At 69.9% G+C, this 14,655-nt stretch carries 11 protein-coding genes and 1 pseudogene; 7 read left to right on the forward strand and 5 right to left on the reverse strand.

Annotated elements, in window-relative coordinates; genetic code table 11:
• Nucleotides 1-307: pseudogene (locus tag FF041_RS39455) on the forward strand (hypothetical protein); the annotation flags it as partial.
• 173 nt (nt 308-480) lie between these two features.
• Here FF041_RS39455 and FF041_RS28605 read toward each other — a convergent pair.
• Nucleotides 481-1,476 carry a GlxA family transcriptional regulator gene (locus tag FF041_RS28605; protein WP_153525491.1) on the reverse strand — a complete coding sequence of 332 codons (996 nt, stop codon included), beginning with the start codon at nt 1,474-1,476 and terminating at the stop codon, nt 481-483.
• Between the two features lie 136 nt (nt 1,477-1,612).
• On the opposite strand from FF041_RS28605, the gene FF041_RS28610 reads away from it, so the two are divergent.
• Nucleotides 1,613-3,010: an erythromycin esterase family protein gene (locus FF041_RS28610; protein WP_153525492.1), complete on the forward strand. Its 1,398-nt coding sequence runs from the start codon at nt 1,613-1,615 to the stop codon at nt 3,008-3,010.
• Nucleotides 3,011-3,135: 125 nt separating this feature from the next.
• Here FF041_RS28610 and tuf read toward each other — a convergent pair whose 3' ends face one another.
• The 4 genes from tuf to rpsL form a co-directional block, all read right to left on the reverse strand.
• Nucleotides 3,136-4,329: an elongation factor Tu gene (gene tuf / locus FF041_RS28615; protein ID WP_323372348.1), complete on the reverse strand. Its 1,194-nt coding sequence runs from the start codon at nt 4,327-4,329 to the stop codon at nt 3,136-3,138.
• A gap of 163 nt (nt 4,330-4,492) precedes the next feature.
• The gene (gene fusA / locus FF041_RS28620) at nt 4,493-6,619 is read right to left on the reverse strand and encodes an elongation factor G (RefSeq protein WP_153486775.1); all 2,127 of its coding nucleotides are present in this window, start codon (nt 6,617-6,619) and stop codon (nt 4,493-4,495) included.
• 38 nt (nt 6,620-6,657) lie between these two features.
• The gene (gene rpsG / locus FF041_RS28625) at nt 6,658-7,128 is read right to left on the reverse strand and encodes a 30S ribosomal protein S7 (protein ID WP_153486777.1); all 471 of its coding nucleotides are present in this window, start codon (nt 7,126-7,128) and stop codon (nt 6,658-6,660) included.
• Nucleotides 7,129-7,130: 2 nt separating this feature from the next.
• Nucleotides 7,131-7,502, reverse strand: coding sequence for a 30S ribosomal protein S12 (gene rpsL, locus FF041_RS28630; RefSeq protein WP_003948652.1), 372 nt, complete (start codon nt 7,500-7,502; stop codon nt 7,131-7,133).
• Nucleotides 7,503-8,024: 522 nt separating this feature from the next.
• Here rpsL and FF041_RS28635 point away from each other — a divergent pair.
• The 5 genes from FF041_RS28635 (at nt 8,025) to FF041_RS28655 (ending at nt 14,627) form a co-directional block, all read left to right on the forward strand.
• Entirely contained in the window at nt 8,025-8,732 is a 708-nt protein-coding gene (locus FF041_RS28635) for a Crp/Fnr family transcriptional regulator (protein ID WP_153525493.1), read from the forward strand.
• Nucleotides 8,733-9,316: 584 nt separating this feature from the next.
• Nucleotides 9,317-10,189: a hypothetical protein gene (locus FF041_RS28640; protein ID WP_153525494.1), complete on the forward strand. Its 873-nt coding sequence runs from the start codon at nt 9,317-9,319 to the stop codon at nt 10,187-10,189.
• Nucleotides 10,186-12,441, forward strand: a complete 2,256-nt coding sequence (locus FF041_RS28645; protein WP_323392983.1) for a hypothetical protein — start codon at nt 10,186-10,188, stop codon at nt 12,439-12,441. Before FF041_RS28640 ends, FF041_RS28645 begins: the two co-directional genes overlap by 4 nt.
• A 57-nt stretch (nt 12,442-12,498) precedes the next feature.
• Complete coding sequence (locus tag FF041_RS28650; RefSeq protein ID WP_153525495.1) at nt 12,499-14,088, forward strand: hypothetical protein; 1,590 nt, start codon at nt 12,499-12,501, stop codon at nt 14,086-14,088.
• On the forward strand, nt 14,085-14,627 hold the full coding sequence (locus tag FF041_RS28655; protein WP_153486781.1) for a Pycsar system effector family protein: 543 nt from the start codon (nt 14,085-14,087) through the stop codon (nt 14,625-14,627). Before FF041_RS28650 ends, FF041_RS28655 begins: the two co-directional genes overlap by 4 nt.
• Nucleotides 14,628-14,655: the final 28 nt, after the last annotated feature.

Here is a 14,655-nt window from a genome sequence, read left to right on the forward strand (position 1 = left end):
CCACCTGAGGGGCCGGTCCCAAACCACCCGACCGGCCCCCGCCGAGTACTTCACCGAACTGCTGGAGATCGGCCTGGGGAAGTCCCCGGCCGGGGAGACTTGGAGCAAGCTGATGTCCGTCATTACCTACTTCCCCGGTCGGGGAACACAGATGGAGAAGTCCTTCCTCAAGGGCCGGGAAGAAGGCCGAGCGGAAGGCCAGGAGGCTGGCCGGGAAGAAGGCCGGGAAGAAGGCCGGGCCCAGGAGCGCGCGCAGTTGAGAAGCGTGGCGTCCCCGTCCAGTCCGAGCACCGTGAGCGGATCATGAGCTGCACCGATCTGGAGACCCTCGGCGGCTGGTGGGACCGGGCGCTGAGCGTCGAGGAGAGCGGCGAGCTCTTTGGCGAGAGGCATGAGTCCCAGGGCTGACCAGGGGAGACTCGTACGGGCTGGGCCCGGCGCGATCGATCGCGCCGGGCCCAGCGGGCACCCGTCGCGTTGTCATCCTTCGGTGGCCGGAGCAGGCGGCGGGCGGACGGCGATTCTGGCCGTCAGGGCGCGGCAGGCGGCGCGGTAGGCGCGGGGGGCGGTGCCGGTGCGGCGCTGGAAGTGGTGGCGGAGATTGGCGGGGGAGCCGAACCCCGTCCGGGCCGCGATCTGCTCGATCGGGACATCGGTGTTCTCCAGCAGCAACTGGGCCTCGCCGAGACGGGCCCGCAGCAGATACTGAAGCGGGGACAGTCCCGTCTGGGCGCGGAAGCGGCGGTTGAGGCTGCTGACGCTGATCCGGGCGTGGGCGGCCAGCTCGGCGAGTGTGAGCGGCTGGTGCAGACGGGCCTCCAGCCAGCGCAGCGTGGGTTCGATCGAGGTCCGGTCGGCGATCTCGCGCTCCTGCTCCTCCCGGTCGGCGACGACGCCGTCGTGCAAGGGCAGCATGATCCGGCGGGCGACCTCGGCGGCGATCCGCCAGCCGTGGTCCCGCTCCACCAGGTCGACGCAGAGATCGAGCCCGCCCATCACCCCGGCGGCGGTGTGGAAGGGGCCGTCCACGACCGAGGGATCGCCCAGGGACGCGGCCAGCACCCCCGGATGGAGCCGGGTGAGCTCCTCGGTGTGCGGCCAGGAGGTGAGGGCCCGGCGGCCGTCCAGCAGCCCGGCCGCGGCGAGCGTGAAGGCGCCCGTGCCGATCGCGGCCATCCGGCAGCCCCGGGCCGCGCAGCCGCGCAGGGCGTCGGCCACCCCCGGCGGGGGCGCGGCGCGGAAGCCGTCGTGCCCGGTCACCAGGACCGTATCGGCGTCGTCCAGAGCCCGAAGGCCCCAGGGCGTGGTGAGGGCCAGGGCCGGTTCGCCCGTGGTGACGGTCCCGGTGACGGAGGCGATCCGCACCTCGTAGGCCGTCCGCCCGACGATGTCGGCGGCCGTGGTGAAGACCATTCCCGGAATGGTGAGCTGATGGCCCGGCACCCCGTCCGCGACCAGAACCGTGATCACTGCCATGCGCAGAATTTAGCGGAGGGTGACCCGGTCGGCGCTTTTTCGCGGGTGGGCGTGGCCCGCAGGATGAGTGCCGAGCGCCGGAAGCGAGGGGACGCCCGGCATTCGCATCCCACACCGATCGACCGAGGGGACAGCTGTGTCCAACGGCACTTCACACATACGGCACGAGCACGAGACATCCGGCGCCATCCCCCGGCGCTCCGCGGTGCGAGCCGCGGCCATCGCGCTGACGGCGACCGCCCTGACCCTCTCCCTGGGCGCACTCACACCCGCCGGCGCGGCCGTGCAGCCCGCCGACCGGGCCGTGATCGAGGCCGTCGAACAGCACGCGCACCGGCTGCGGACCACCGAGCCCGGCACCCCGGGCCGGGATCTGACGGCCCTGGTCGCCCTGGCCCAGGACGCCTCCATCGTGGGCGTCGGCGAGGCCACCCATGGCTCCAAGGAGCTGTTCCAGCTCAAGGACCGGCTCTTCCGCCAGCTGGTGAAGAAGGCGGGCTACACCACCTTCTCGCTGGAGACCTCCTGGTCGTCCGGGGTCCGGCTGGACCAGTACATCCGTACCGGGCAGGGCGATCTGCGGCAGATCATGCGCGAGGAGTTCCAGGGCTCGTACGCGGACTGGAACAACGAGCAGTTCCTGAACCTGTTCACCTGGATGCGCGCCCACAACCGCGACGCCGCCCCCGGCGAGCAGCTCCGGGTGATGGGCAACGATGTCAACGACGCGGACCCACGGCAGTACGAGCGGATCCTCGCCTGGACCGCCGAGCACCGGCCCGCCCTGCTGCCCGAGCTGCGCCGGCGGTACACGGCGCTGCTCGCCCTGCCCGCCGAGATGGGAGAGCGCACCAAGAAGTGGCTCGCCATGCCCCAGGAGGAGCGCAAGGCCCTCGACCGGGACGCCTCAGCCGCATACCGGCTGCTGGAGCAGTCCGGTGCGGCGGATCCGTGGGTCCTCCAGGAAGCGCGGGTCATCGCGCAGATGACCTCTGTCCTCTCCCTCGATCTGCTCGACCCGGTGGCGGGGGCCGAGGCGAACCGGCTCCGGGACCGGGCCATGGCCGAGAACACGGTGTGGTGGCAGCGGCACACGGGCGGCAAGGTCCTGGTCTCCGCGCACAACGCCCACCTCGGCTACGAGAGCGCTTTCCCGGCCAGTCATCCCGTGGTCCAGGGCGCGTACTTCCGTGAGCTGGTGGGCCGGGAGTATCTGGCGGTCGGCACCACCATCCAGAGCGGTGAGTACTGGGCGACGGACACCCGGACCGGCGAGCCGGGCGTCTTCTCGACCGGGCCCGCCGCGCCCGGCAGCAATGAGCACACCCTCGACCGGGTCCACCACCGCGACTACTACGTCGATCTGCGCCGGGTGAAGCGCGACCCGGCCGCCGCACGCTGGCTGGACGGGGCCCGGCCCACCTTCGTCGTACCGTCCGGCTACCCCAGTGAGCCGCTGGACGTCTCGCTCGGGCGCTCCTTCGACGTTCTGGTGCATCTGCACCACGTACAGGCGATGACGCACCCGCGCTAGGCCCATCCCCGGCGGGCGGCAGGCAGGCCGGCGGCAGGCAGCATACGAAAAGGCCCCACACCTTGCGGTGTGGGGCCTCTCGTTTGGTACTCCGCTGAGGAGCTACCAGGTCAAACCAACAAAGACTACTTGTTGATCTTGGTGACCTGGCCGGCGCCCACGGTCCGGCCACCCTCACGGATGGCGAACTTCAGGCCCTCCTCCATGGCGACGGGCTGGATCAGCTCGACCGACATGACGGTGTTGTCGCCCGGCATGACCATCTCGGTACCCTCGGGGAGGGTCACGACGCCGGTCACGTCCGTGGTACGGAAGTAGAACTGCGGGCGGTAGTTGTTGAAGAACGGGGTGTGACGGCCACCCTCGTCCTTCGACAGGATGTAGGCCTGGGCCTCGAACTCGGTGTGCGGGGTGACCGAACCGGGCTTGATGATGACCTGGCCGCGCTCGACGTCCTCGCGCTTGATGCCACGGAGGAGCAGACCGACGTTCTCACCGGCCTGGCCCTCGTCGAGCAGCTTGCGGAACATCTCGATGCCGGTGACCGTGGTGGTGGTCTTCTCGGTCTTGATGCCGACGATGTCGACGGTCTCGTTGACCTTGAGGACACCACGCTCGATACGACCGGTGACGACGGTGCCACGACCGGTGATCGTGAAAACGTCCTCGATCGGCATCAGGAACGGCTTGTCGACGTCACGCTCGGGCTGCGGGATGGACTCGTCGACAGCCTTCATCAGGTTGAGGACGGACTCACCCCACTCAGCGTCGCCCTCAAGGGCCTTGAGCGCGGAGACCTTGACGACCGGCAGGTCGTCGCCCGGGAACTCGTACTCGGAGAGCAGCTCACGGACCTCGAGCTCGACGAGCTCCAGGATCTCCTCGTCGTCCACCATGTCGGCCTTGTTCAGCGCGACCACGATGTACGGAACGCCGACCTGGCGGGCCAGGAGCACGTGCTCCTTGGTCTGCGGCATCGGGCCGTCGGTGGCGGCGACCACCAGGATGGCGCCGTCCATCTGCGCCGCACCGGTGATCATGTTCTTGATGTAGTCCGCGTGACCCGGGCAGTCGACGTGCGCGTAGTGACGCGACTCCGTCTGGTACTCGACGTGCGCGATGGAGATGGTGATACCGCGCTGACGCTCCTCAGGAGCCTTGTCGATCTGATCGAAGGCCGAGGCCTCGTTCAGGTCCGGGTACTTGTCGTGCAGCACCTTGGTAATGGCGGCCGTAAGGGTCGTCTTACCGTGGTCGATGTGACCGATGGTGCCGATGTTGACGTGCGGCTTAGTCCGCTCGAACTTCGCCTTCGCCACTGGGGTCCTCCTGGGGAGTGGTTCTGTACGCCTTACTCATCGGCGCCAGGTGATCTTTGCTGGGATACCGGGGCCCGGGGGCATTCCAACCGTATACACAGGTATTCAGCTGGAATGCCCCGGTAGGCTCCGGTGACAAGCCTAAAGCGTGTACTCGGGTGAGTTACTCGCCCTTGGCCTTCGCGATGATCTCCTCGGCGACGTTCCGGGGAACCTCGGCGTAGGAGTCGAACTGCATCGAGTAGCTTGCGCGACCCGAGGTCTTGCTGCGGAGGTCTCCGACGTAGCCGAACATCTCCGAGAGCGGCACCAGGCCCTTGACGACCTTGGCACCGGCCCGGTCCTCCATGGACTGGATCTGGCCGCGGCGCGAGTTGATGTCGCCGATGACATCGCCCATGTAGTCCTCGGGCGTGGTCACCTCAACCGACATCATCGGCTCAAGCAGCACGGGGCTCGCCTTGCGAGCGGCCTCCTTGAACGCCTGCGAACCGGCGATCTTGAAGGCGAGCTCGGAGGAGTCGACCTCGTGGTAGCCACCGTCGAGCAGCGTCAGGCGGACGCCGGTCATCTCGTAGCCGGCCAGGATGCCGAACTGCATGGCCTCCTGCGCACCCGCGTCCACCGAAGGGATGTACTCCCGGGGGATGCGGCCACCGGTGACCTTGTTCACGAACTCGTACGACGCGTCGCCGCCCTCGATGGGCTCGATCGCGATCTGCACCTTCGCGAACTGACCGGTACCACCGGTCTGCTTCTTGTGGGTGTAGTCCACCCGCTCGACGGCCTTGCGGATCGTCTCGCGGTACGCGACCTGAGGCTTTCCGACGTTGGCCTCGACGCGGAACTCGCGACGCATCCGGTCGACCAGCACCTCAAGGTGAAGCTCGCCCATACCGCCGATGACGGTCTGGCCGGTCTCCTCGTTGGTGTGCACCTGGAAGGAGGGGTCCTCCTCCGCGAGACGCTGGATGGCGACACCCAGCTTCTCCTGGTCGCCCTTGGACTTGGGCTCGATCGCGACCTCGATGACCGGCGCCGGGAAGTCCATGGACTCCAGGATCACCGGCTTCTTCTCGTCCGCGAGCGTCTCACCAGTGGTGGTCTGCTTCAGGCCCATGACGGCGACGATGTCACCGGCGCCCACCGACTCGATCTCCTCACGCTTGTTCGCGTGCATACGGTAGATCTTGCCGATGCGCTCCTTGCGGCCCTTCACGGAGTTCAGCACCGCGGTGCCGGACTCCAGACGGCCGGAGTAGACGCGCACGAAGGTGAGCTTGCCGAGGTGCGGGTCGCTCATGATCTTGAACGCCAGCGCCGACAGCGGCTCGTCGTCGGACGGCTTGCGCTTGACGACCACCTCCGGGTCCTTGACGTCGTGGCCCTCGATGGCCTCGACGTCCAGGGGGGAGGGCAGGTAGCGCACGACCGCGTCGAGCAGGGGCTGAACGCCCTTGTTCTTGAACGCGGTGCCACAGAACACCGGGGTGATGGTGATGTCCTTGGACTTGCCGGAGGCGATGGTGATGCGGCGGATCGCCGCGTACAGCTGCTCCACGGTGGGCTCGACGCCCTCCAGGTACAGCTCCATCAGCTCTTCGTCGTTCTCGGAGACGGTCTCCAGAAGCAGGCCGCGGTACTCCTCGGCAGCTTCCAGGTGGGTGTCCGGGATGTCGACGATGTCGTACATCTCGCCCTTGGTCGCCTCGGCGGACCAGACGAACGCCTTCATGGTGACGAGGTCGACGACACCCTTGAAGTCGGCCTCGGCGCCGATCGGCAGCTGCATCACGATCGGGGTTGCGCCGAGGCGGTCCTTGATCATGTCGACACAGCGGTGGAACTCGGCGCCGGTGCGGTCGAGCTTGTTGACGAAGCAGATACGCGGCACGCCGTAGCGGTCCGCCTGACGCCAGACGGTCTCGGACTGCGGCTCAACACCGGCGACGCCGTCGAACACGGTGACAGCGCCGTCGAGGACGCGGAGCGAACGCTCCACCTCGACGGTGAAGTCGACGTGGCCCGGGGTGTCGATGATGTTGATCGTGTGATCAACGTCCTCGAGCGGCCAGTGGCAGGTCGTCGCGGCGGACGTGATGGTGATGCCGCGCTCCTGCTCCTGCTCCATCCAGTCCATCGTGGCAGCGCCGTCGTGGACCTCACCGATCTTGTAGCTCACACCGGTGTAAAACAGGATGCGCTCGGTGGTCGTCGTCTTGCCCGCGTCGATGTGGGCCATGATCCCGATGTTGCGGACCTTGGCCAGGTCAAGCGAAGTGGTGGCCATATGGCTCAGTCTTCTCTCGGTCTCGATGTGGGTAGCGACTACCAGCGGTAGTGCGCGAAGGCCTTGTTGGACTCGGCCATCTTGTGCGTGTCCTCACGCTTCTTGACCGAAGCGCCGAGGCCGTTCGAGGCGTCGAGCAGTTCGTTCATGAGGCGCTCGGTCATGGTCTTCTCGCGGCGGGCGCGGGAGTAACCCACGATCCAGCGGAGCGAGAGGGTGGCGGCACGACCGGGCTTGACCTCGATCGGCACCTGGTAGGTGGCGCCACCGACACGGCGGGACTTGACCTCAAGGGACGGCTTGACGTTCTCAAGCGCGCGCTTCAGGGTGATGACCGGGTCGGCGCCGGTCTTCTCACGAAGACCTTCCATGGCACCGTAGACGATCCGCTCGGCGGTGGAACGCTTGCCGTTCAGCAGGATCTTGTTGATGAGCGACGTCACCAGAGGCGAACCGTAGACCGGGTCGATGATGACCGGGCGCTTCGGGGCGGGGCCCTTACGAGGCATTCTTACTTCTCCTTCTTGGCGCCGTAGCGGCTACGGGCCTGCTTGCGGTTCTTGACGCCCTGAGTGTCCAGGGAACCGCGGATGATCTTGTAGCGAACACCCGGCAGGTCCTTCACACGGCCACCACGCACGAGCACGATGGAGTGCTCCTGCAGGTTGTGTCCCTCACCCGGGATGTATGCCGTGACCTCGATGCCAGAGGTCAGACGCACACGCGCGACCTTACGCAGGGCCGAGTTCGGCTTCTTCGGGGTGGTCGTGAACACACGCGTGCAGACGCCACGGCGCTGGGGCGAGCCCTCAAGCGCGGGCGTCTTGTTCTTCTCGACCTTGTCCTGCCGGCCCTTACGGACCAGCTGCTGGATCGTAGGCACTACTTCTCCGGTTTCTGTGTGCCGTGCAGTGAAACTAACCTGGAACTTCTCCGACCCACGCGGTCGGGTGTGTCGAAGCTGCGAGGCTCTCGCCGCGAGGCGAAAGAAGGCGCAGATCACGGTGGCCGATGATCGGACTCGCTATGCGGTTGAGGACACGCACAGGAGCCCAGGCACACCCCAGGCACAAGGTCAGAGCGTACCTAGCGCATGGGCTGCGGTCAAAACAAATGCACACGCGTGCGGCACCCCGGCCGACCTTGGCGAACGGCGAGCACGGAGAGCGCTTGCCGGGGTGTGGCGGAGGATACAGCGTACTTCGGGGGCGCGCACCGCGGGGAGGGTGCGAGCGGGGGTGCGGTGGAGGGGGCGCAGCGGGCGGCGGCGGGGAGGGGGCGGCAGTGGGGTGCGGCGGGCGGGCTCAGCGGTACACCCGTCAGCGGCTCGATCCCGCCGTTCCGGGCCCATGGCCCGCTCCCCTTCAGTACCTTTTCGGACGCCGCACGACGATCGGGGGACTGGATGACGGCAGCGTACTCACTCAGCGACGGTGGACTGGACGACCGGGTGCCGTTTCTCGCCAGGCTGGAGAGCGAGGACCGCTCGGCCCTGCTCGCGCTCGGCGTCGCACTCACTTTCGCGCCACGGATGGTGGTCGTACACCAGAACGAGCCATCGTCTCATGTGCTCCTCATCGTGCGCGGCTGGACCAAGGTCACCGCATCGGCCGCCAACGGCTACGAGGCGCTGCTCGCGCTGCGCGGCCCCGGCGACATCATCGGGGAGTCCTCCGCGCTGACCGGGCGGCCCCGCTCGGCGACCGTGACCGCGCTGGAGCAGGTCGGGGCCGTGGCCGTGGAGCGCGAAGGCTTCACCGACTTTCTCAACGGGTCCCCGGCGGTGTCCTTCGCCCTGCTGGGGCTGACCTCCGACCGCACCAGGACGGCGGACCAGCGGCGGCTGGAATTCGCGTCGATGAGCGTACGGGAGCGGCTCGCCGCACTGCTGCTCGATCTCGCGCGGACCCATGGGCAGCGCACGGAGGCGGGGATCGAGCTCTCCCTGCCGCTGAGCAAGCAGGAGCTGGCCGGGTCGGTGGGGGCCTCCCGGGAGATGGTGCAGCGGCTGCTGAAGGAGCTGCGGGACCGGGGCGCGGTCTCGACCGGACGGCGGACGCTGCTGATCATGCGGCCGGACATTCTCCGGCGTATCGGGCGGTCAGGGGTCTGAGGGGGCGGGTCCGGTCGGGGGCCTGAGGGGCCGGGTCCGGTCGGGGGCCTGAGGGGCCGCGTAGGGGCTTGAGGGTGCGGGTGCTTCGGTGTGGGCTGGGTGCGGTGTGCTGGGGTCCGTGGTCCGCTCCGGGGTGGTGCCGGGACTCATGATTTACGGCGCGTTTCCAGTCCCTGTTTGATGGCGGGCCTCCTTTGCGCCACAAAATCACGTTTTACGTCCCGGCACCACCCCTGCGCGGCCCCCTCCCATGAAGTCGAAACCGCCCGCCGCCGATCCCAGTCGTACGAAGCCGGCCCAGTCGCTGGGGAGCGCGGGCCCCTCCCACGAGACCTCAACCGCCGCCACCGATCCCAGTCGTACGAAGCCGGCCCAGCCCCTGAGGGGCGCGGGCCCCTCCCCTGCGACTCAACCGCCCGCCCATCCCGGGTGCCGGGCAGTGCGGCCCACTCCCGTAGTCGGCTGCTGGCCCAGAGTCGCTCTGTGCACACGGTCACACTTCGAGTGCGTCATCTGCCCTCACGCTCCGGGCCCCGGTGCGAGGACGCTGCTGCGTGCAACGGCATCCCCACCGGAAGGCGACCATGACCGAGCCCGTAAGCCGCACGATCCTGCTGCTGGACATCGAGAGGTACAGCGACCGGGACGACGTCGAGCAGGCATATCTGCGCCGCATGCTCTACGACGTCACCGATCAGGTGCTGGAGTCCGCGGGCATCGACGAGACGCGGCGGCTGCGCGCGGACCGCGGCGACTCCGTCATGGAGCTGATCGACGCCAACGCCTCCCTCACCGCCCTGCTGCGCGCCGTGATCAGCGAGGTCCCCGTACAGCTGCGCGCCGTGAACCGGATGGCGTCGAAGTCCGCGCAGATCCGGCTGCGGGGCGTGGTGGCCACCGGCTATGTGGCCGTGGACGGTCAGGGCGGCTGGGTCGGCTCCGACCTCAACCACGCATGCCGGCTGCTCGACGCCCAGCTGCTGCGGGACGCGCTGCGCGAGCGCGCCGACGACTTCGCGCTCTGTGTGGCCGAGGGCGTGCACAGCGGGATCGTCCGCCATGACCACAAGGGCATCCCCCGGGACGCCTTCCACCCGATCACCGTCGACAGCAAGAACGGCCCGCTGCGGGCCTGGCTGTACGGACCGGTGCCGGGGAGCGGAGGCACGGACCGGGGCGACACGGACCACCATGGCGAGGGGGAGGCGCCGGCGCCGGGCGGATCGGGGGATCGCCCGGCGCCGGCCCGGGGCAGTGGCGGTGGCGGTGGCGGTGGCGGGGTGACCTTCGCCTTTCACGGCGGCGCCCCCTCCTTCGGCGGCAGCCTGGTCGCGGGTGACCAGCACGGGGTCTCCGGCGGCCAGGTCACCGGAGACGTACACCTCGGGGGTGTGTCAGGCGGCACCGGCAACTCTGGCGGCACCGCGTCGGACAGCGCCCAGGAGGGGCGGCGGTGAGCGGCGCGGACGGCGGCCTCCAAACGGCCCCCGCGAACGGACCGCTCCGGAGCGAGGGCGAGAAAGCGGCGGCCGACGACGACCGTGAGAGCACCGCCCCCGGCGACGACGAAGGCGAGGACGGCGGCTCCGACCAGCCCCAGGACGCCTGGGCCGCGCTGCAGGACCTCAGGGGCCACACCCCCAAGATCATGCAGGTGGGTTCCGCCGCCCGGTTCGGCGGCGGTCTCGTCGGCGGCGACCAGCACGGGGTCTCCGGCGGCCAGGTCGCCGGAGACGTGATCATGGGCAGCAAGACGGAGATCCACTACCGGATCGGCGGATCGGCGGCGGCCCAGGCGTCGGGAATCGTGCCCCAGTCGACGACGAACCGGCTCGCGGCCGTCTTCACCGCCGACGAGGAGCAGTTCGCCGGGCTGCTGGAGAGACTGCGGGACGAACGCGTCCTGGTGCTGTCGGGGCCGCACTTCTCGGGACGGCGCACCACCGCGCTGATGCTGCTGCACCGGCTCGGCGTCGCGCCCGTACGCGCCCTGGCCCGGGACACCGCACCGGCCGAGCTGTCCCGGCTCGGCGAGGAGCACCCGGCGGGGCCCACCCGGGAGCAGCGGGCCAGGTCCGCCGGGGAACAGCAGGCCGGCGGCTATCTGCTCTGCGATCTGGTCACCCGCCGTGACCGGCCGCTGCGCGAGACCCATCTGCTGGCCGCCCGCGACCGGCTCGCCGAGGAGAACACCTATCTGGTGATCACCGTGGGACCCGCCGCCGAACTGGACGGCGTCCCCGCCGCCGAGTGGACCCCGCCCCCCGCCGGTCAGGTGCTCGCCGCCCAGGTGCGCGCGCTCACCGACGACGACAGCGCCGAGCGGATGCTGGCGCTCCCGGACACCGCCGACTTCCTCTCCCGCCACCACCAGCTGCGCGAGGTCGCCGCCTTCGCCGAGGTGCTGGCCCGCCGGTCCCGGGGGCAGGCGGTGGACGAGGAGGTCGCGGAGTTCTCCCGGAACGCGCTCAAGGACCAGATCCGGGAGTGGTTCGAGGAGGACGAGACGGCTGTCCCGCTGCGGGACAAGGCGTTTCTGGTGGCGCTCGCCGCCTTCGACGGGGGCCCGTACGCGCTGACCGCCGAGGTGAGCGATCTGCTGTACGCCTCGCTGCTGGCGACCGAGAATCCCTCGGCCCCGGCCTCGGTGCCCGTCTTCGGCACCCATATCGGCAAGCGGCTCCAGCTGGCCCGCGCGGAGCGCTATCCGGAGGACGAGCACACCGAGTGGGGCCCGGTCACCCAGACCAAGGCGGCCTTCCGGGACGACCGGGCCGCGCTGGTGCTGCTGAGCGAGCTGTGGACCGGGCATCCCTCGGCCCGGCCCGCCCTGGTCCGCTGGCTGCGGCAGCTCGCCGACGACGGCCGTCCGCTGGTACGTACCCGGGCCGCCTCGACCGCGGCGATTCTCGCCCGTACCGATCTGCCCTCCGCGATGGCGCTGGTCATCGAGCCATGGGCGGTGTCGGACCGGTACCGGCAACGGCTGGTCGCGGTGAACGCGCTGACCCTGACCCACTTCATCGGCACCCCCAATGTGCCGCGCATCCTGGACGACTGGTGTCACAGCGGGGACCTCGGTCTGTGCTGGGTCGCCATCAGGGCCTACGCCCTCATCGGTCCCGAGCGCCCCGAGCAGACGCTCACCGCCCTGCGCGGAGCGGCGCGCACCCTGTACGCGAGGACGGCGGACGGCGGGTACCCCGATCCGCTGATGGTGTACGAGCTGGCCGAATCGGTCGCCCTGCTGCTGCTGTCCGACGCCGACGACCGGGTGTACGCGGAACTGCTGCGGACCCTCGACGATGACTCCGCCGTCCACGATCTCGCGCTCGGCGGCTTCCTCAGCGCGTGCCGCCGTACCGAGGACGACGAGTGGTACGGCGTCCCGCTGGTCCTCGCCCGGTACGCGCGGGCCGCCGCCGAAGGCGACCGGGTCGCCGGGGACGTCGCGGCGCTGTGGCGGGCGGCGCTCGGCGACCGGCGGCACACCCGCTCCGCGCTGGAGCGGCTGCGCTTCTGGGTGCTGAGCGCCGACCGTTCGAAGCAGGCCGAGTGGGCGCTGGCCGCGCTGCTGCCCGCGCTGATCACCGGCGCGGCGGAGCGGCAGCGGGTGGACCATCTGCTGCGGACCATGCCCGGCGAGGACGGCGCTTCGCCGCCGCCCGTCGCCGCCCGGCTGCTCACGGTCCTTCCGCACATCCGCTGACCGCCCGCCGCCCTCACTTTCCTTTCTGCCCGGAACCGCCGCAAGGAGATAGACGACATGGCCGACTTCCGCCGCCCACCCGAGTGGCAGCAACCGGTAGACCGGCACAGCGCGCTGGTCGACCCGGTGCTCACCGTGCGGCAGCTGTCGCGGTTCGAGTTCTCCCGTAAGAGCCTGACGCGCATCGATCACGCGCTGGTGTTCACCAGCCCGAAGGGCGCGTACGACACCTTTCTGCCGCCCCTGCGGCCGTCGCGTTCCGAGGTCGCGGCCAAGCGGTACACGGCGGTGTACGAGGTGGACATGGGCGTTCACCCCTACGGCACCGAACTCGCCCTGCCCAGCGACAACGACGCCTTCGAGTTCGCCGCCGCGGTCGATCTGTCCTGGCAGGTGGCCGATCCCGCCCAGTTCGTCAGAAGCGGCCACCGGGATGTCCCGGCGCTGCTGGTGGGTGAGCTTCAGCAAGCCGTCCGGCCGGTGACCCGCGGCTTCGCCATCGGGCAGAGCGCCCGGGCCGAGGAGGCGATGCTGCGCGCGATCGCCGCGATGGGGCCGCTGGGCGCCATGGCCGGGCTCCAGGTGAACTGCGTCGTACGGCTGCGCCGGGACCAGGAGAACATCGACCACCAGCGGCGGCTCCAGGCCATCGACCACTCGTCGGCCGAGGAGATCCGTGTCGCCCAGCGCGGCACGGAGTACGACGTGGAGTTCGACCGGCGGGCCCGGCAGCAGGACGAACTCCAGCTCGGGCGGGCGATGGACTACGGCAGGCAGCAGCAGGAGCTGGCGCTTCAGCAGCAGCGGTGGGCGCATGAGCAGGCCGTGCTCCAGAGCCGTCAGGAGATCGAGCTCCAGAAGCTGGAGGCGGAGAAGGTCGACTTCTATCTCTGGCATCTCCAGCAGGGCGGGGTGCACCAGTGGGCGCTGCATCTGGCCCAGCACCCGGAGGACTCGGCGCTGGTGATGAACACCATGCGGGAGGACCAGCTGCGGCTGATCCAGTCCCAGATGGATCTGGTGCGCCAGCTGCTGAGCGGGGACAACGCGGAGAACTACGAGCTGGAGGGGCCCAAGCAGCTCGCTCTGCGGACCATGAGCGACATCCTCAACCAGCGGCTCCCGGGGGTGGCGCAGGGGCCTCCGCCGCAGTTGCCGCCCCATCCGGAGGGGGATACGGGCGGCGGAACCGCCGGTCCCGCCGCCGAACCTGTGGCGGGTCCCGCGGTGGCCTCGTGGACCCAGCCTGCGGTTCCTCAGGTCCCACCTCAGGTGTCTCAGGTCCCTCCCGTCCCGCCGGGGCAGGTGCCGGTCGGGGGTGCGCAGGCTCAGGGAGGACAGGCGCAGGCACCTCAAGGACAGTCGCCTTTCGGCCAAATTCCCGGTCAGGTCCTCGGGCAGGCGACACAGTCACCTCTGCCGCAGTCGCCGTCGCCGGAGCGGGCGTACGCCCCCGGGCCGGTGCCCACCGCGCCCGGCGTCGGCACGATCCCCGGCTGGCAGCCGCCTCCCGGGTACGGCAGTTCGCCCACGCCCGCGCCCCCGCCTGCGCCGCCCGCGCCCGAGGCCGCCCCGCCGACCGGCACCGAGGACGCCGGGGACGGCCGGGGCGACGGCCAGGAGGTACAGGGGGGCACGCCCGCATGACCGCCGTGGACCCGGCCCCGGATATCTCCGCCCCGGCTCCCCGCCCGGCCGCCGACCCCAGCACGGCCGAGCGGCTCCTGAACGAGATGCGCACCGAGATCGCACGGGCCGACAGCAAGGCGTCCGTCCTGGTGGCGGCGCTCGGGATGACGGCGGGTGTGTTCAGCGGGCTGCTCGCCGGGCGTGGCTGGACGCCCCGGGAGCTGTCCGGCCCGGCGTCCGCCGTGTGGTGGGCCGGAGCCACCGCGTTCGCGCTCGCCCTCATCGCGCTGCTGCTCGCCGTGCTCCCCCGTTACGGGAACGCCCGCTGGACCCCGGGACAGCCGCTCACCTACTTCGGCGACGTACAGCAGGCGGCCAGGACAGGTCAGCTGGCCGCCGCGCTCACCGCGCTGGAACCGCAGCCCGCGGCCGGACTGACGACCGCGCTCACCGAGACCAGTCGTATCGCCGCGCGCAAACACCAGTGGATCCGCACCGGTCTGATCACGTTCAGCGTCGGCACCGTACTGCTCCCGGCGTCTCTGCTCATCGGCTGACATTCACCACCCATGAAGGAAGCACACC

It is taken from the genome of Streptomyces jumonjinensis (genome assembly GCF_009600885.1).
Classification (GTDB): domain Bacteria; phylum Actinomycetota; class Actinomycetes; order Streptomycetales; family Streptomycetaceae; genus Streptomyces; species Streptomyces jumonjinensis.

Excerpts from the sequence above, each read along its gene's own strand:
- FF041_RS28605 (WP_153525491.1), bottom strand. The coding sequence starts at position 1,476 with ATGGCAGTGATCACGGTTCTGGTCGCGGACGGGGTGCCGGGCCATCAG.
- fusA (WP_153486775.1), bottom strand. The coding sequence starts at position 6,619 with ATGGCCACCACTTCGCTTGACCTGGCCAAGGTCCGCAACATCGGGATC.
- rpsG (WP_153486777.1), bottom strand. The coding sequence starts at position 7,128 with ATGCCTCGTAAGGGCCCCGCCCCGAAGCGCCCGGTCATCATCGACCCG.
- FF041_RS28635 (WP_153525493.1), top strand. The coding sequence starts at position 8,025 with ATGACGGCAGCGTACTCACTCAGCGACGGTGGACTGGACGACCGGGTG.
- FF041_RS28640 (WP_153525494.1), top strand. The coding sequence starts at position 9,317 with ATGACCGAGCCCGTAAGCCGCACGATCCTGCTGCTGGACATCGAGAGG.
- FF041_RS28650 (WP_153525495.1), top strand. The coding sequence starts at position 12,499 with ATGGCCGACTTCCGCCGCCCACCCGAGTGGCAGCAACCGGTAGACCGG.
- FF041_RS28655 (WP_153486781.1), top strand. The coding sequence starts at position 14,085 with ATGACCGCCGTGGACCCGGCCCCGGATATCTCCGCCCCGGCTCCCCGC.